18 protein-coding genes are annotated in these 17,539 nt (G+C 36.6%); 4 read left to right on the forward strand and 14 right to left on the reverse strand.

Translation table 11 applies throughout. The features are described 5' to 3' along the window. Positions 1-112: 112 nt before the first annotated feature. From pstB to LG276_RS13520, 4 genes are read right to left on the reverse strand one after another with little or no spacing between them, the layout of a single operon-like run. Positions 113-931: a phosphate ABC transporter ATP-binding protein PstB gene (gene pstB, locus LG276_RS13505; RefSeq protein ID WP_224938420.1), complete on the reverse strand. Its 819-nt coding sequence runs from the start codon at positions 929-931 to the stop codon at positions 113-115. Between the two features lie 17 nt (positions 932-948). Next, positions 949-1,773, reverse strand: a complete 825-nt coding sequence (gene pstA / locus LG276_RS13510; protein WP_251161771.1) for a phosphate ABC transporter permease PstA — start codon at positions 1,771-1,773, stop codon at positions 949-951. 1 nt (position 1,774) lies between these two features. After that, positions 1,775-2,680 (reverse strand): phosphate ABC transporter permease subunit PstC, encoded by a 906-nt coding sequence (pstC, locus tag LG276_RS13515; RefSeq protein ID WP_224938422.1) that lies wholly within the window; start codon positions 2,678-2,680, stop codon positions 1,775-1,777. A gap of 43 nt (positions 2,681-2,723) precedes the next feature. Further along, positions 2,724-3,566 (reverse strand): phosphate ABC transporter substrate-binding protein, encoded by an 843-nt coding sequence (locus LG276_RS13520; protein WP_224938423.1) that lies wholly within the window; start codon positions 3,564-3,566, stop codon positions 2,724-2,726. Between the two features lie 311 nt (positions 3,567-3,877). Between LG276_RS13520 and LG276_RS13525 the strand changes: the two genes are divergently transcribed. Both LG276_RS13525 and LG276_RS13530 read left to right on the forward strand, forming a co-directional pair. Then, positions 3,878-4,255 carry a nucleotide excision repair endonuclease gene (locus LG276_RS13525; RefSeq protein ID WP_224938424.1) on the forward strand — a complete coding sequence of 126 codons (378 nt, stop codon included), beginning with the start codon at positions 3,878-3,880 and terminating at the stop codon, positions 4,253-4,255. A 152-nt stretch (positions 4,256-4,407) separates the two neighbouring features. Beyond that, entirely contained in the window at positions 4,408-4,977 is a 570-nt protein-coding gene (locus tag LG276_RS13530) for a DUF6434 domain-containing protein (RefSeq protein WP_224939361.1), read from the forward strand. Here the strand turns inward: LG276_RS13530 and LG276_RS13535 are convergent, their stop codons facing one another. The 6 genes from LG276_RS13535 to LG276_RS13560 form a co-directional block, all read right to left on the reverse strand. Further along, a complete protein-coding gene (locus LG276_RS13535; protein ID WP_251161772.1) occupies positions 4,978-5,985 on the reverse strand; it encodes an IS1595 family transposase in 1,008 nt (335 codons plus the stop codon). It abuts the gene before it with no gap. A 179-nt stretch (positions 5,986-6,164) separates the two neighbouring features. Continuing rightward, positions 6,165-6,860, reverse strand: a complete 696-nt coding sequence (pssA, locus tag LG276_RS13540; protein ID WP_095373020.1) for a CDP-diacylglycerol--serine O-phosphatidyltransferase — start codon at positions 6,858-6,860, stop codon at positions 6,165-6,167. Positions 6,861-7,006: 146 nt separating this feature from the next. Further along, positions 7,007-8,041 carry a CaiB/BaiF CoA-transferase family protein gene (locus LG276_RS13545; protein WP_251161773.1) on the reverse strand — a complete coding sequence of 345 codons (1,035 nt, stop codon included), beginning with the start codon at positions 8,039-8,041 and terminating at the stop codon, positions 7,007-7,009. 26 nt (positions 8,042-8,067) lie between these two features. Continuing rightward, complete coding sequence (locus LG276_RS13550; protein ID WP_251161774.1) at positions 8,068-9,621, reverse strand: fatty acid--CoA ligase; 1,554 nt, start codon at positions 9,619-9,621, stop codon at positions 8,068-8,070. 21 nt (positions 9,622-9,642) lie between these two features. Then, positions 9,643-10,794 (reverse strand): thiolase family protein, encoded by a 1,152-nt coding sequence (locus LG276_RS13555; protein WP_251161775.1) that lies wholly within the window; start codon positions 10,792-10,794, stop codon positions 9,643-9,645. A gap of 13 nt (positions 10,795-10,807) precedes the next feature. Then, positions 10,808-11,953, reverse strand: coding sequence for an acyl-CoA dehydrogenase family protein (locus LG276_RS13560; RefSeq protein WP_251161776.1), 1,146 nt, complete (start codon positions 11,951-11,953; stop codon positions 10,808-10,810). Between the two features lie 235 nt (positions 11,954-12,188). Between LG276_RS13560 and LG276_RS13565 the strand changes: the two genes are divergently transcribed. Further along, positions 12,189-12,617, forward strand: coding sequence for a MarR family winged helix-turn-helix transcriptional regulator (locus LG276_RS13565; RefSeq protein ID WP_251161777.1), 429 nt, complete (start codon positions 12,189-12,191; stop codon positions 12,615-12,617). A 1-nt stretch (position 12,618) separates the two neighbouring features. Here LG276_RS13565 and LG276_RS13570 read toward each other — a convergent pair whose 3' ends face one another. After that, the gene (locus tag LG276_RS13570) at positions 12,619-13,347 is read right to left on the reverse strand and encodes a class I SAM-dependent methyltransferase (RefSeq protein WP_251161778.1); all 729 of its coding nucleotides are present in this window, start codon (positions 13,345-13,347) and stop codon (positions 12,619-12,621) included. A 160-nt stretch (positions 13,348-13,507) separates the two neighbouring features. Here LG276_RS13570 and LG276_RS13575 point away from each other — a divergent pair, with 160 nt between their 5' ends. Continuing rightward, entirely contained in the window at positions 13,508-13,780 is a 273-nt protein-coding gene (locus LG276_RS13575; protein WP_251161779.1) for a hypothetical protein, read from the forward strand. Between the two features lie 49 nt (positions 13,781-13,829). On the opposite strand, the gene LG276_RS13580 is transcribed toward LG276_RS13575, so the two are convergent. The 3 genes from LG276_RS13580 to LG276_RS13590 form a co-directional block, all read right to left on the reverse strand. Beyond that, positions 13,830-15,605, reverse strand: coding sequence for an L-lactate permease (locus LG276_RS13580; RefSeq protein WP_251161780.1), 1,776 nt, complete (start codon positions 15,603-15,605; stop codon positions 13,830-13,832). Between the two features lie 267 nt (positions 15,606-15,872). Then, positions 15,873-16,643 (reverse strand): IclR family transcriptional regulator, encoded by a 771-nt coding sequence (locus tag LG276_RS13585; RefSeq protein ID WP_224938433.1) that lies wholly within the window; start codon positions 16,641-16,643, stop codon positions 15,873-15,875. A gap of 33 nt (positions 16,644-16,676) precedes the next feature. After that, entirely contained in the window at positions 16,677-17,453 is a 777-nt protein-coding gene (locus tag LG276_RS13590) for a fumarylacetoacetate hydrolase family protein (RefSeq protein WP_251161781.1), read from the reverse strand. Positions 17,454-17,539 lie beyond the last annotated feature (86 nt).

A 17,539-nucleotide genomic window follows, 5' to 3' on the forward strand; every position in this document is an offset into this window, starting at 1 on the left:
ACATCTCATTAGTTTGGTATCTATGCATCAATCATACATTTTCCCAAAGAAAAGAGCCGAACAAATCCCTATTTAACAATGGAAATTTGTTCGGCACCTCACGTTTATTTTTTTAACCGAATCTGCCAGTCACATAATCTTCTGTACGGCTATCTTTTGGCATGGAGAAGATTTGATCGGTTTGTTCAAATTCAATGACTTCTCCGTTGAGGAAGAACGCTGTCTTATCGGATACACGAGCAGCTTGTTGCATATTATGAGTAACGATGACGATCGTATAATCTTTCTTCAAATGAGCAATAAGTTCTTCTACTTTAAGTGTTGAAATGGGGTCAAGTGCTGAAGTTGGCTCATCCATTAATATGACGTCTGGTTTCATGGCAATTGCTCTGGCAATACAAACACGTTGTTGTTGACCACCTGATAAACCAAGTGCCGAAGTTTTTAAACGATCTTTTACTTCGTCCCATATCGCTGCTCCACGTAAACTTTCTTCAACAATTTTATTCAATTCTTTTTTATTTTTAATCCCTTGCATTCTAGGCCCATAGGCTACATTATCATAGATGCTCATTGGAAATAGATTTGGCTTCTGGAAAACCATACCGACTTTTGTTCTAAGTTCAATAACATCTTTTGATTGATATATATTATTGCCATTAATGTGGATATCTCCATTAATTCTCACACTATCAATTAAATCATTCATACGATTCAATGTTCTTAAAAAAGTCGATTTTCCACATCCAGAAGGACCAATTAATGCTGTTACCTCTTTTTCACGAATATCTAATGACACTTGATAAAGCGCTTGGTTCTCACCGTAGAATAAATCTAAGTCTCTTACACTAATTTTCACTGAACGCTGATCATTTTGATGTTCAACATTTGCAGACTCTTTTACTTCTTTACGTTCTAGTGTTGTATTCATGAATAGAACACTCCTTTTTAATAGTCAGCTTTATTAAGCTTTTTAGAGATAAATGTTGCAGCAAAGTTTAGAGCAAGAATCATTACAATTAACACAATACCAATTGCTGCTGCTAATTCAATATCACCAGATTCTTGTGTAACAAGATACGAATGAACCGTTAATGTTCTCGCTGATGAGAAAATCCCTTCAGGCATTGCTGCTACTGTACCTGCTGTTAAAAAGATTGCTGCTGATTCACCGATGATACGTCCCATTGAGAGGATAATCCCTGATAAGATCCCTGGCATAGCGCTAGGTAAAATGACTTTATATAGTGTTTGTAACTTTGTTGAACCTAATGCAAGGGAACCTTCTCGGTAACTAGCTGGTACTGTTTTTAATGCTTCTTCTGTTGTACGGATGATCACTGGTAAAACAATAATTGTTAAGGTCAAGGAAGCTGAAATAATAGACATCCCCATCGCCAATGTGGTAACAAAAAATACAGCACCGAATAATCCGTATATAATAGATGGAATACCCGTTAAACTCTCTGTTGCAAACCGGATTATTCGAACGAGCTTTCCTTGTTTCGCGTACTCTTGTAAATAAACTGCTGCTAAAATCCCAACTGGAGTGGCAATGACTAGCGATATCACAATTGTATAAATGGTAGTAATAATCATTGGCCAAATTCCACCGCCGCCGACAGGTGAATAGTCACCAAAGATAAAATCAAGATTAATTAACCCGATACCTTTATAAAAAATATAACCAACGATAATAAGTAGGATAGCTACAGTTAAGAAAGCGCCAAACCACAATAAGCCTAATAATAAATTATCTTTAAACTTTCTCACTTTACTTCCCACCTTTCGAACTTATTTTTGCTAATACGAAATTCAATATTAGAATGAATGAGAATAATACTATTCCTGTCGCAAATAACATTTCCTGATGTGTACCATAAGCGTAACCCATTTCAAGGGCAATATTCGTTGTAAGTGGCCTTACACTATCTGTTAAGCTTGTTGGTATAATCAAACTATTACCAGCAACAAGAATGACTGCCATTGTCTCTCCAATTGCTCGTCCTAGCCCTAATACAATCGCTGCCATAATACCTGATTTTGCTGCTGGAACAACGACTTTAAAGATGGTTCCGATTGGCGAGGCACCTAATGCTAAGGAACCTTCTCTATACGTTTTCGGTACTGCCCTAATGGCTGTTTCAGCAACGGTTACAATTGTAGGTAACATCATGATCGCTAATACGAGAATAACCGCTATTAAACTTTGCCCTTTTACTAAGCCAAGATTATTTTGTAAGAAAGGAACAATAATCGCTAAGCCGAATACACCATATAATACAGAGGGAATACCCGCTAACAATTGCACAGCTGGTGAAATAATCTTTGCAATTGGTTTTGGAGCTATTTCCGATAAAAAGATCGCCGTTAATAACCCAATTGGTACTCCAATGACAAGCGCTCCAATCGTTGCATAAATGGAAGCAACTATCATTGGAAAAATTCCATACTTATCTTCACTCGGTATCCAATCAGAGCCAAAGATAAAATCAATAAAGCTATATCCGTCTGCAATGAATGGATTCGATCCTTTAAAGAAGACGAATCCAATAATGAGAAATAAACTAAGCACAGAGATTAGCGCACAGATTAAAAACAACTTCTCTGAAATGAACTCCATAATATATTTTAATCGATTAGATTTATTTGTTTGTTTTACTTCTGATGGATTTGGCAAAACACATACCTCCAAAGTCACTTGCTAATTGTTTGATGTAGCATCATTCTTCTATAATTGGTATAGCCCCTGCTTCTGCAGCTATTTCCTGCCCAGCTTCACTTAAAATGAAATCAATAAACGCTTGGCTTTCCTCTGATAAGTCTTTATGCACGAAAAGGAAAGGACGAGATAATGGATATTTCTCTTCAATCACATTTTTAGCAGTTGGTTCTACCCCATTAATATTAATCGTTGAAATTGTATCATCTATATATTCAAAAGAGATAAACCCAATAGCATGTTCATTTGTTGCAACCGTCGTTTTTATATTTCCGTTCCCACTAGCGATAATTGAGCTCCGCACTAATTCACCAGAAGAGTAGTCAACAATTTCCTGAAAAGCATCTCTCGAACCTGACCCGTCTTCACGTGAAACGACAACAATCTCCATATCTTTACCGCCCACATCTTTCCAGTTTGTTATTTCACCAGTAAAGATCTTTTTCACTTCATCCATTGTTAAATCTTTTACTTTATTGTTTGCGTGTGTAACGACTACAATTCCGTCAAAAGCAATGATTGTAGGTGTTACTTCTTCTTCTTCTCCTGACTCTAAGTTACGAGAAGACATACCAATTTCGGAAACTCCACTTATTGCATTTGTAATTCCTGCTGAAGAACCAATTTGATTGATTTCAATATTCACATCCGCATTTTCCATATATTTAGCAGCTAGCTTTTCCGCTAGCGGACCAACTGACGTAGAACCAGAAATGGATATCGTGCTTCCGTTACCTGTACTGGCTTGTCCCTCTCCTTCTTCTTCACCACCATTGCATGCAGTCAAAATTAAGGTAAGTGACAAAAGTAACAAAATACTCTTCCATTTTCGAAGTTTTAGCATAGAAAAACCTCCACTTTAGATTGCTTTTAGCTGTTTTGTTTGTGTTAACCCCAATATAACGAATCATATTTAATTCTCTATTAACCTTTTGTAAAGCCTTTGTAAATTTCATCAATATACCCATAAATTTATGGAGAAATTGTAAAAATCAACCTAAAAATATTATCAATTTTTCAAACTTTCATTTTTTGAAAACGTTTATTTTGTCTACATTATATGATTTAAAAACATTTAAAGAAAAATACGCGGAAGTATGGGCTTTTTTATGTAGGTTGTGGTACGATGATTGCTAGAATAGGAAGTGATTATTGATGATTAATATTGAAATACCTCAACCAGACTTAGTTATCACTAAAAAGAAGCCTGGCGGGGAACAAGGAACAACGGCCATCAGCCATTTATATGGTTTTACGGACTTTACAAAGATTCCAAGAGATAGAGGTGGAATGATTTTATTCTTTGACAAAAAAGAGAACCTTCTTTTTGTTGGGAAAGCACGTAAACTAAGACAACGTGTAAAAAAGCATTTCGACGACCAAGTGTCTCCCATTAAAAATCACCGTGAACAAGTAACCAAAATTGCATGTATGTATGTTGATGATCCCGTTGAGCGTGAAATATACGAAACCTACATTATTAATAAGTTAAAAGCAAAATATAATACTGAAAAAGTTTTCTTTTCAAGCTAATTTTATTTTAGCTATGGGATGAAGGAGAAACCTCCTTCATCCTTTTTTTATAGGCTGTTTTCGTAAACTTTGTTGTTTTTGCTTATGATTATTTTTGATTAACAGGAACAATTGTTCTATAATAGAAATAAGTGAATATTGAGGTGTAGAATATGAGACCAAATCTAACAAAAGATATTAGTGTAGATAGTTTTAAAGATTTCTATTGGTTGAAGGAAGAATTACAATCTTTTTGCAGAGAAAATGGAATAAGTGCTTCTGGTTCAAAAATAGAGATTTCCGATAGAATTGAAACATTTCTTCGAACAGGAGAGATAAAAAAGCCAATTAGAAAATCAAAGGTGAATAGTAAGTCAGAACCACAGGTCGATTTAAGTCTTGATACAGTCATTTCGAAAAACCATCGTTGTAGTCAAAATGTAAGAGCCTTTTTCAAGACAGTTATCCCTAATTTTCATTTTTCTACCTATATCCAAAACTATTTTAAAACTAACATTGGAAAAACGTATCGAGATGTTGTAGATGCTTGGTATAAAGAAGAAGAACGAAAGAAAAACCCATTGTACAAGAAAAAAATCGCTCCTCAATTTGAATACAATCAATTTATTCGTGATTTTTTTGCCGACTCTAATAATCAAGGAAAAAGTCGTGAGGAAGCGATTGAAGCGTGGAACAACATCAAAAAACTCCCTGGAAGCAATAAATATACGTCTAATAATTAGTTAAGCACATCTCAACATTTCTATTGTGGTGTGACTTGATTTTCGACAGGCAGAAACAAGCATTTGTTTGACTCGTTCATCAAATGCTATTTGTTTGCCTATTTCAAGCCAACGAAACCAGTTGAGGTAATTATCTAAGTATTTGGTTGCCACCCCTTGAAAACGTTCCATCCAACCTTTCAAACGATTATGAGAGTTATTGACGTGTTGAATATGGTATATGCCTTTTTTCACCCGTTGTTTTTGGCTTTCATTAACTGTTTCGTGTTGTAATCCTTTTAGTTTGGCGAATTTCTTGTAGTTAGTTGCTGTATCTGTATATAACAAAGCAGACGGGTGAATATACTCACCTATCACAGTATCAATTTCTTCTGCCTTTACACGACCTGTTCCTGCTTTCCGAGCAATCATATTACCATTTCGGTCTTGTGCCACGACAACTGCTATTTTAAGATTAGAAATCCCTCTTTTCTTGTCCTTTTCTCCACGTTTCTTGGCTTTTCTATGGGTAATTTCACGACCCTTCATAGACTCTCGAAAGAAGGTCTCGTCACTTTCAACGATACCTTGCAGTTGATTAAAACCAAGACTTCCTAATGCGTTCAGGATTTTATGTCTCCAATAGAATGCAGTTGATATATGAATTTTTAAGCGTTCAGCGATTTTCGGTAGGGTGTAACCTTCGACCATTAGTTCAATGTATTTTATCCACTTTTCAGGGTAGCGAGAGCCTGAAAATGGTGTATTCGTCATATCGTTGAAGGACTTTCCGCAATCATTACACAGATAGCGTTGTCTTGAACGATATTTACCGTTTCTTTTTACAGATGTACTTCCACAATGAACGCACCCTAAACCAGAAGCAAATCGGGCTTCACGAATGCTTTTGAGTAGTTTATTAATCTTATCTGGTTCGTCTGGAAATAAATCCTGTTTCATAGCATTAAATAAAGCCATTTGCTCTGATTTGGTTAGTTCGCTGAACTCTTCATATACATCTTTCCACATACTTGAACGCCTCCTTAAACCCCATTTATCAACCCTTTATAAGTATGGTCAAGAAAGCAACAATCTATACGAAAACAGCCTTTTTATAAAATGATTTCCCTCTCTGAAAGAATCAATTGCATTCATGACTTAATGGTTTTCTAACAACAAAAAAAGACTCCCAAACTGTATGATTCTTACTAGTCGGAAGTCTTATTATTTTGGTTCTTTTTAAAGCGGTACGCTAAATAGGCAATGTACAATGGAGTGGCAATATAAATTAAATAAGGATAGGAACCATATGTCCCTTTATAAAGAACAAAAAGCATACAGCCTAAAAAGATTGTCACAATTGTCCCGTACTTTGGTAATGGGATATCTTTTAAACTCGGAATGCGAATACGACTGACCATTAAAAAACAAAGCGCGGTAAATACAACTGTTGTAATAATACTGGGCACCCAATGGCCAAACAATGTTAGGATAGCTAAAATACCACCAGCGGCAGTAATCGGAACACCGATAAAATAATGCATGGACTGCTTACTAGTACCAATATTGAATCGTGCTAAGCGATATGCACCGAATAGCGGGAATAACCCAGAAACTAATAATCCAATAGAACCAAATTGGTAAAAGTATGTATAATATACGAGAAATGACGGTGCAACCCCAAAAGTTACAACATCGGCTAATGAATCTAATTCTTTGCCTAGCGTACTATCTGCTTTTAACATTCTCGCTGCACGACCATCCATACTATCAAGCATCATCCCGATAATAATCAATATCGCCGCATTATTATATTGGCCATGAGCAGCAAATCCAATAGACAAAAATCCACAATATAAATTGCCTAAAGTAAGCATATTAGGTATCATCTTAATAAATTTCACTTACAATCATCACTCACTTTTTTGTGATCTACGTTGCAAAATAAACCTTCATTTAAACACAAATCACTTTTTAAGGTTTATCTATTATAACACTATATTCTAAGTTGTTACTATATATGTTTGACGATTATTAAGTTCTTTTGTCCCTATTTCTTTTTTTGAGGATTTCTCAAGTCAGAATATTGTTGAATAAACGACCAGTTATCATCATAAACGAAATTTCCTCTTTGTTGATGATAACTACTTTTGGGTACTTCATCGATTTCTAACACAGGTGTTAAGCAACAATCGACTTGCTCGCTAACACCTATCCAATCAGTAAATGATCGCTCCTTAAAAACTGCAGAAACTTGTTTATAAACAGGATCACTTACCTTCATCATATGACATGCTATCCATTCGGGATGTTCAACAGCTAAACAAAAAGATTGCCAGAACTTCTTCTCTAATGCGCCTAATGCCATATAGCGACCATCACTTGTTTCGTATAAACAATAGTTAACAATGGTCCCTGCTAAAACCTCTACACCTTGTTTCATTTCGGTCACTTGATGAACGAGATGGTGGTTACCCATTAAAGCCGTCATTGTATCTGCCATACTTACTTGATGGTAGCTACCCTTTCCATTTATCCCTCTTTGAACAAGACCTGCTAAAACTCTTTCGCTTGCCACAATCCCTCCGACTAAATCAGCTATTTGTTGAGAAGGATGAATGGGACGTCCCTTATCATCCTTCCATTGTGCTAACATCCCACTAATGGCCATATAATTCAGGTCATGACTTCCAAAGGTAGAATAAAGAGTATTTTCACCATACCCAACCAATGAACAATAGACAATTGTGGGATGATATGTTTGGATCGTTTCATAGTCTAATGTTAAACGCTTCATCACACCCGGTCGAAAACTTTCAATGATTACGTCTGCTTCTAGTATTAGTTCCTTCACCTTATTTAAATCGGTTGTATCTTTTAAATTGAGGAAATGACTGTGCTTACCCCGATTATTACTCGTAAATATGACACCTTGACCTTTGCCCATCGGCTCTACATGTCGTGCAGGATCACCATTGGGTCCTTCTATTTTAATTACTTCTGCTCCTAGTTCTGCCAATCTAAGCGTGGCAAAAGGACCTGGTAAATAGTTTGTAAAATCAATTATTTTCACACCTGTTAACATATGTTATCCCTTCTATTTACTGGCGGTTATTTTTGCAATTGTTCCTGATTTCTTAATACGAATTTTTGGATTTTTCCACTAGCATTCCTCGGTAGACTTTCCACAAATTCATATCTTCTTGGTCTTTTATAATTTGCAAGGCTTTCACTTTGTTTACAAAATGCATCTAAAATTTCAGCAGTAATATTCCCCTCTTTTTTGACAACGTAAGCAATGACAACTTCTCCCCAATGCTCATCTGGTACACCTAATACAGCTACATCTAACACGGAAGGATGTGCATGGATAACATCTTCTACTTCCCGTGGATAAATATTCTCTCCCCCTGAAATCACCATATCATCAACACGGTCTTTCACATAGAGAAAGCCTTCATCATCGAGGTAGCCCATATCTCCTGAGTGATACCAGCCGTTATGGAGTGCCTTTTTAGTTGCTTCCTCTCTTTTATAATAACCTTGCATCATACTTGGTCCTCTCACAATGATCTCACCTACTGTACCAGTTGGAACGACTTGATCATCATATGAATGACCATTATCATTAGGTGCAACAATCCTTATCTCATGGTTCAAGCAAGCTTGCCCCGCCGAGCCTGCTTTACGAATCTGGTCTTCATCACTAAGGAACGTAATTGCTGGTCCCATTTCAGTCATCCCATAGGCTTGAGTTAATTTAACACCCAACTTCTCCCGACAAGCAAACACGAGAGTAGGGGCCATTGGTGCTGCACCATATAAACCTTTTTCTAATGTTGATAGATTATACGCTTGTAAATTTTCTTGAAGCAACATATTCCACATTGTTGGTGCTGCAAAGAAAGCGGTAATTTTTTCTGAATCAATCAGTGCTAATGCTTTTTTTGCATCAAACTGGTGGAGAATGGTACTCTTTGCTCCAATATGAACTCTTGGTAAAAAAGCGCAATGTAACTCTGCACAATGAAACATAGGAGCAGCGACTAAACCATTATCATTCTGATGGTATTTTAGTGCATGGATAACAATCAGACTCTGTTCTGTCATATCTTTATGGCGATGCAGCACGCCTTTTGGTCTCCCAGTTGTCCCACTCGTATACATAATCGCATATAGATCATCTGATGATAGTTCCACTTCTACGTTCTCTCTATTAACAGCTTTGATTTGCTCATGATAACTTTTGGCAAAAGGAGGATGATTGCCATCAATTGACCAAAATTGAACTGTGGGGAAACTATTGGCCACTTTTTCAACAGCTGTCTGTAGAGTTTCTTCAAAAATAAACACCTTTGGTTCAGCATCAGAAATAATAAATGACAATTCTTCTGACATCAGCCGGAAATTAATAGGATTAAATACTGCACCTATTTTTGCACAGGCAAAAAACGTCGTTGCTAATTCTTCTGTATTATATAAATAAGTAGAAACTCGGTCTCCTTTTTTCACTCCTGCTACATGTAACGCCTGTGCTAATCCATTGACTTCGTCTGCCCACTCACGATAAGTAAACCTCAAATCTTTTCTGACATCATATAGCGCCTCCTTCTCTGGAAACTTACTTACCGTTAAATCAAAGATTTCTGCAATCGTCATTGTCATCTATTATTCCTCCCTTTTTTATTAAAAGATTTTTTCTATAATTGTTGCGTTTGCCATACCCATACCTTCACACATTGTTTGTAACCCATATCTACCTTCTGTACGGTCTAATTCACTCATCATTGTTAATAATAAGCGAGCTCCACTTGCACCCAGTGGATGACCTAAGGCAATAGCACCTCCATTCGGATTCAGTTTATTCGAATTAGCTCCTGTTTCTTTCAACCACGCTAATGGCACAGAAGCAAAGGCTTCATTCACTTCAAATACATCCATATCCGCTAAGGTTAATCCAGACTTTTGCAATGCTTTTTCAGTTGCAGCTATCGGACCTGTAAGCATCAAAGTAGGGTCTGACCCAATAACGACGCGGGTAATTATTTTAAATCTTGGTTTCAATCCTAATTCTCGTGCTTTCTCACCTGACATAATGAGCAAAGCACCTGCTCCATCACTTATTTGACTTGCATTTCCAGCATGTATGATGCCATTCTCTTTAAATGAAGGTTTCAATCCGCCTAACTTCTCTATACTCGTTCCTTTTCTTGGCCCCTCATCTTGATCAAAGTTGAATGTTTCCCCACTATCGTCAACTAACTCCAGTGGCATAATTTCATTTTTAAAGCGATTTTCTGCTTGAGCAAGTAGTGCCTTTTCTTGACTGTGATATGCATACTCATCTAGTTGAGCACGAGTGAACTGATATTTTTCTGCTATTCTTTCCGCCGATAACCCTTGATGGATAATCTCATATTGCTTTGTCAATTGCTCACTCGGTTTTACACCCTGATAACTTGAACCAATTGGTATTCTCGACATACTTTCAACGCCACCAGCAATAACGATATCCATATCACCTGATGAAATCGCCTGAGCGGCAAAATGAACCGCCTGTTGACTCGACCCACATTGTCGGTCAATCGTTGTTCCTGGAACTGTGATTGGTAATCCAGAGATAAGAGCCGCCACACGAGCAATATCTCCTGTTTGTTCACCTATTTGTGATACACATCCTAAAATAACATCATCTACTAGTGTTGGATTTAACCCTGTTTTTTCTACTAAACTTTTAATGACTGCACCAGCTAAATCATCAGGACGTGTATTTCTTAAAGAACCGTTCCTTTTTCCGACTGCACTTCTTATCCCATCAATAATAACTACTTCGCGCAAAAGAAATCCTCCCTTATAATCCTAAGTTTTTAGCAATAATTGATTTCATCATTTCATTGGTTCCTGCGTAGATACTGGCGACAGGTATGTCCCTATACCTTCTTGCTATTTCATATTCTTCCATATAGCCGTATCCACCATGAAGTTGCATGCATTCTGTCGCAATTCTTCTCGCATTCTCTGTGCATTTCCATTTAGCCATTGAAACTTGAGTGACAATATCCTTTTGTTTCATATGGTCATGAATTAACTTTTGAAGAAAGGCACGGCTCATCTCTACATCTGTTACCATCTCAGCCATTTTAAACTGCGTATTTTGAAAAGAGCTAATTGCCTTTCCAAACGCTTTTCTTTCTTTGATAAAAGCCGTTGTCATTCTTATCATTTCTTCGGCAGCAATTTGGGCAGCAATAGCAACAATTAACCGTTCTTGTTGAAGCTTTTCCATTAAATAGTAAAACCCTTTACCCTCCTCACCGAGTAGATTTTCACTAGATACGATACAATCATCAAAAATAAGCTCTGCTGTATCCTGACAATGTAAGCCAACCTTGTTTAGTTGCCTTCCTCTTGTAAACCCTTTCATTCCTTTCTCTACTATAACTAAGCTAATTCCTCTATATGGAGGATTCACCTTCGTATCTGTTTTTACAGCCACAATGACCAAATCTGCATTCATTCCATTTGTAATGAAGGTTTTTTCGCCATTCAGTACATAATGGTCATCAACTTTAATAGCTGTCGTCCTAATCGATGCCAAATCAGAACCTGCGCCAGGCTCAGTCATGGCAATCGCCGAAATGAATTCCCCTGTCGCACACTTTGGTAACCACCGTTTCTTTTGTTCTTCAGTACCATATGTTGTGATATAAGGTATAACAATATCATTATGAAGACCGATACCAATCGTTCCGGATCCGACCCTTTCTAATTCTTCATTTATAATGACAGAGTAGCCAAAATCAACACCACTTCCACCATATTCCTCGTCGATGTTTGGGCACAAGAAGCCTTGCTCACCCATTTTTCTCCAGAAAGCTCTAGGAATCATACCATCTTTTTCCCATTGTGAATAATAGGGATAAGCTTCTTTATCTAAAAATTTCCGTAAGGACTTTCTAAAAAGTTCATGCTCCTCTGTTATATATGTATCATTCATCTTTGCTTTTCCTCCTTTTCTATATTTTATTATATTTTTCTTATTTTTTCGAATATTATTAATATCAATCTCAGACATAAGCAATATGTAATTATGAAATGGATTCCGTGAAGTTGATTTCGACAGATAATATCCGATTATTGGAAAAAACATCGTAAAGATACTAACGTTTGTTGCATCATTATTTTTTTTGATATGATTACTGTATGAAACGTAGGGAAGGACCTGGCATAAAATGAATAATCAAACTGTTTTTGAACTTATTCATGCGATGGAACAAGTAACCAACCGCATGATTATTAAATGGAATCAATCTTTTAATGAGGGATTAGGTATTTCTCATATTCTTCTGCTTAGTCATTTAAAGCGCGATGGAAAAATGAAACCTATCGATTTGGCAGAAAGCCTCGGTATCGCACCATCCTCTATTTCGCATCTTATTCAGAAGTTATCTAAACGGGATTATATTAAACGAATACCTGATTTAAATGATAAAAGAATTTCATATTTAGAAATCACTGATGAAGGCTTAGAAGTGTTAAAAAAAGCAGCTGAAGACGGACATCAACTGCAAAAAAATACATTTGCACAGCTCACAAATGAAGAAATTAAACAATTATTAGCAATCTATCAAAAGTTAAATCTTACCCTCGATCAAATGTGAGCTACGTTTTCATCGCTCGTATCACTCGATAACCTAGATGGTTACTTAATTGTAAGTTAAGTTGGTAATGATCAATTAACACTTGTGATAAATCTTCTTTTAATAACTTGATATGTTGATGGGAACTATCGTCTCCCATCTTCACTCCTTCTGCAATCATCTCTGCAATCGTACTTGCTTTTAAAACTTCGACCTTTTTAAAGCCGGCAGTGTCTAAAGCCTTCGTCCAATCTTTTTCACTTAACAGTTTTTCTAATTGATAAAACGCCTTCATTTCTTCTTCCATTTCACTAGTCATTGATGATTCTTTTGTCATCTCTATTAAATAGAGTCTCCCTTTGTCTTTTAATACACGTGCAAATTCCTTTAAAGTACTTGCCACGTTAGTAAAGGCGATAACTGATTCAGATAGGATCAGATCAAATTGTTGATTAGAAAAAGATAACTTCTCCACATTACCTAACGATACGTGAAAGGGTTTTGTTAACATGCTCGCCTTTCTAGTTGCGGCCTTTACCATTTCTGAATGTTTGTCTATTGCTTCTATTCTCGCACCATATAAATCACTTAAAAGATAAGATGTGCTTCCTGTTCCACAGCCCGCATCGAGAATAGTCGTTTCTGTCGTAATAGACTCATTAAATAATAACTCACTCGTAAGTTGTTTCCCTCCAGGGTGAGCAAATGGGACTTGAAAATAGGCTAAAGCATCTTCATAAGAATATTTCATTGTTCCCCTCCTTTTATACTATCTATATTATTCTAATGTTCTAGTTGTTGACACTGGATAAAAACTCCGCTCTTCATATAAGACATGCACCTATTCAAAAAAGAAAGGTGGACATACCATAAGGAGAGAAAGCATTTTATTTCCCGGAGGTGTTATTTTAATGAGTGGTTATTATCATCGCTGTTCTAACGGAATAGGAAAGCCTGTAGAAATCAAAATGAATGATGGTAGAATTCATCGTGGGATTATTGAAAGAGTATCTAACGACAGAGTGTATTTACGTCCAATGAACAAAAATTATGGTGGTTACGGTTATGCAAGCGGATACCGCAGAGGTGGTTGCGGTCGCGGCGGTTGGGGCTGGGGATTCGGCGCAGGGATTGCTTTAGGTGCTATTGCTGCCTTAGTCTTTCTTCCCTTATTTTTCTGGTAATTTTAACAAAAAAGTAACCGCTAAATATAGTGCGGTTACTTTTTTGTTATTACTTTGAAATTGTTTGATTATATTGATGCAACGTATTAAGCCTTTTATTGTTCGTGGCTATAATATAAAATGCAGCCAAAATGATAAGAACAGCAATCAGTGTACCGAGGTTAAATAAGCCTTTACTTGAATACCATACAATAGAGTACCCTATAGCACCTGCAAATAAAGCGTAATAAACAAATGGCAAGAGTGTTTTACGAATAACTTCTCCCTCTTTACCGACGAGTCCTACTACGGCAGAAGCAGCAACAACATTATGGACACAGATCATGTTACCCGCTGCTCCACCAACTGCTTGTAAAGCTACAATCCAGCTTGGGTTCACCCCAATTTGGCTACCGACATCATACTGGAAAAGGGAAAACATCATATTACTAACCGTATTACTACCAGCGATAAATGCACCAATCCCACCAATAAAGGTAGCAAAAAATGGCCAGAATTCTCCAGCTAATGCCGCTGCCCCATTTGCTAATTCGATTGGCATTTGTTCATAACCTGCGGCTCCACCCCCAGTATTGATGAATACTTGAACCATTGGAACAGTGAATACAAGTGCAACAGATGCTGCAGCTGTTGTTTTTGCCGAACTACTCCATGCTTTTTTATAGGAGCTAAAATTCATTCCATGGATGAAAAATGTAATAATTGATACTAAAATAAGAACTGTTCCAGGTGAATAAAGAATCTCAAAGCTTGCAGTAATACTTGAGCCGAATATATTTTCCAATTTAATAACAATAGATTGTAACCACTCTTTTAAAGGAAGCGTTTTCAATCTCGTTAAAACTAAAAAGACTCCCACTAGGATATACGGTGACCATGCTTTTAGTAACCCCATTGTTTTCCCATTGTTATTTAATTGTACTTCTATTCTACCTGTCCACTCAGGATCCCATTTTGATTTCTCTTCAAAATCCCACGATTCATCTTTCGGAAGGAGAAAACCTTTTCTAGCTGCAAGTACAACTATCAGTAAACCAACTAGTCCCCCTGTCATAGATGGGAATTCTGGTCCAAGTGTATTTGCAACAATCACGTATGGAATCGTCATTGCAAAAGCTGCAAACAGTGCAAATTTCCATACTTTAATTCCTTCTGCAAAAGATTTATTTTTACCAAAAAAGCGAGTCATTAAAGCAACAACAAATAATGGAATAAAGGTACCGGCAATCATATGCAAGATTGCGGCATGACCACCAATCGTAGTTACAACATTTAAGAGATTGTCAGTTATACTTTGGTTAGCAGATAAACCTGTTTGTACACCTACTAATACAGGTGTACCCACAGCTCCAAAAGTAACAGGTGTACTTTGAATGACCATGCCAGCCACAACAGCTGCCATTGCAGGAAATCCTAAACCAACCATTAATGGAACTGCTACCGCAGCAGGTGTACCAAAGCCTGATGCCCCTTCAATAAATGAGCCAAAGAGCCAAGCAATAATGATCACTTGAATTCTACGGTCTGGTGAAATATCTATGAAGCCTTGGCGAATGGTTCTCATGGCTCCACTTTCTTGTACAGTATTCAATAATAATATTGCACCAAAGATAATATATAACAGTGTAATGGCCACAACTAAACCATTTACACTTGCTGCAGCTACAGTATTGAATGGAACCTTCCATACAAATAATGCTAATGCGGCAGCAATTAGAAAGGAAATCGGCATGGCTTTACTTGCCGGCCATTTAAGTCCTACAAGAAAAATGGCAACAGCAATAATCGGTAATAAAGAAATAACTGCTAAAACGCCTGTACTCACAAACACTCCCCCTTATTCTCTTTGTTGTTATATAACTAAATTTTTTTGTTATACAACAAATGTTATATATATTAATTATACTTATTTATTATGCAATTACAACAATATTTTGAAAATTATAAATTGATATTTTTTATGTATAATTAAAGTTTTTAATAAGTAGAATGATTGATTAACAGATGAGGAATAGCGTGCGATACTAGACTTAAAAAAAGTAAAAACGCTCCCTTTTTTTTATAAGGGAGCGTTTTTATTAACTGAAAGAGACTATTCATCTAAATACCCTAAGCGTACAGAAACACTTTTTCCAATATCAACCATAAAGGGAGCGAGTTCTTGCAAACGCTCTTGTGACATTCTTATTAATGGACCGGATACACTGATCGCAGCACATACATTATTTTGATAGTCAAATATTGGGACAGCTATACACACAATTCCGGTTTCATTTTCCTCTAAGTCAAGGGCAAAACCTTTTGTCTTAATCATCTTTAAATTTTCTAACAATGCCATCTCATCTGTAATTGTATGCTCTGTATGAGGTTTCAATCCTTTTCTCTGTATAATATCTTTGACTACTTGTACTGGTAGATGTGCTAAAATCGCTTTACCAACAGATGTACAATGCATTGGCGCACGTTTGCCAACGGATGAGTGCATTCTCAATGCTTCATTCCCATCGAGTTTTTCGATATAAACAACCTCGTCATTATCTGGCACCACTAGATGAATGACTTCATTCGTCTTTTGCTCCAAATCCTGTAAATAAAGCTTCGCTTCTGAGCGGATATCTATTGAATCAAGCAACCTAGTACTAATATTTAATATTTTGTAACCTACTTTATATTTGCCTGAATCTTTTACTTGCTCGATATAACCATACTTCACAAGAGTTGATAATATGCGGTGTACGGAGCTTTTATTGATATCCATTTCATTTGCAATTTCAGTCACACCCATACCGTACTTTCTTAAACTGATCATATCAATAATATCAAGCGCTCTACTTACCGATTTCACCATATTATCTCTTTCCATACCTTCACCTCAATCAAAACCTACAAAAATCATTTATGATTTTACTTCCGCTTTACTTCTTACGACTGTATTTGTTAACTGACCGATTGATTCAATCTCACATTCAATTATATCACCTTCACCAATCAATTCGGCGCCTACAGGGCTTCCAGTAAGGATAACATCTCCAGCCCTCAAAGTCATTACCTTCGATAGAAAAGCAATCATCTTTTGTATAGAAATAATCATTAACTCAGGTGGGCTATCTTGCTTTAATTGACCATTTAGATTTGCTCTAATGCGAGTATCTTCTAGCTTAAGCCCTGTTTCTATAACTGGCCCAAGAGGAGTAAATGTATCGAATGCTTTACCGACCGTCCAATGACCGTCTTGATGGAAAAATTGCGGAGCTGTTACATCATTACCAATCGTATAACCAAAAATATGATCAAACACATCCTCTTCATCGACATCTTTTGTTTCTTTACCAATCACTACTGCCAATTCTGATTCAAATTTAACTTGATCAATCCCTTTAGGAATGATTATCTCTTCATTCGGACCGATTACGGATGATACCGGTTTAAAGAAAAACACTGGAACTGCTGGTAGTTCCTCTGGTAGTTCTTGTTTATCACTAACAAAGTTTGCACCGATTCCGATAATTTGGTTGGGAACAATAGGAGAAACAAGTTTAACATCACTTTGATCATAATAGGTGCCTGTCTCTTCCCACTTATTGAATATATCACCTGAGATTTCTTTGATCTCCCCATTTTCAATGATACCTTGTAATAATTGATTATTAATCGTAAATCTTACAAATTTCATTTAAAATCCTCCTACTACAATCATTTAAGTTTTAAATTACAATTTCAAGTCCCACTCTTCTTACTATATTTAGAAAGAGTGGCCGC

It is taken from the genome of Cytobacillus kochii, assembly GCF_044790165.1.
Taxonomy (GTDB): domain Bacteria; phylum Bacillota; class Bacilli; order Bacillales; family Cytobacillaceae; genus Cytobacillus; species Cytobacillus kochii.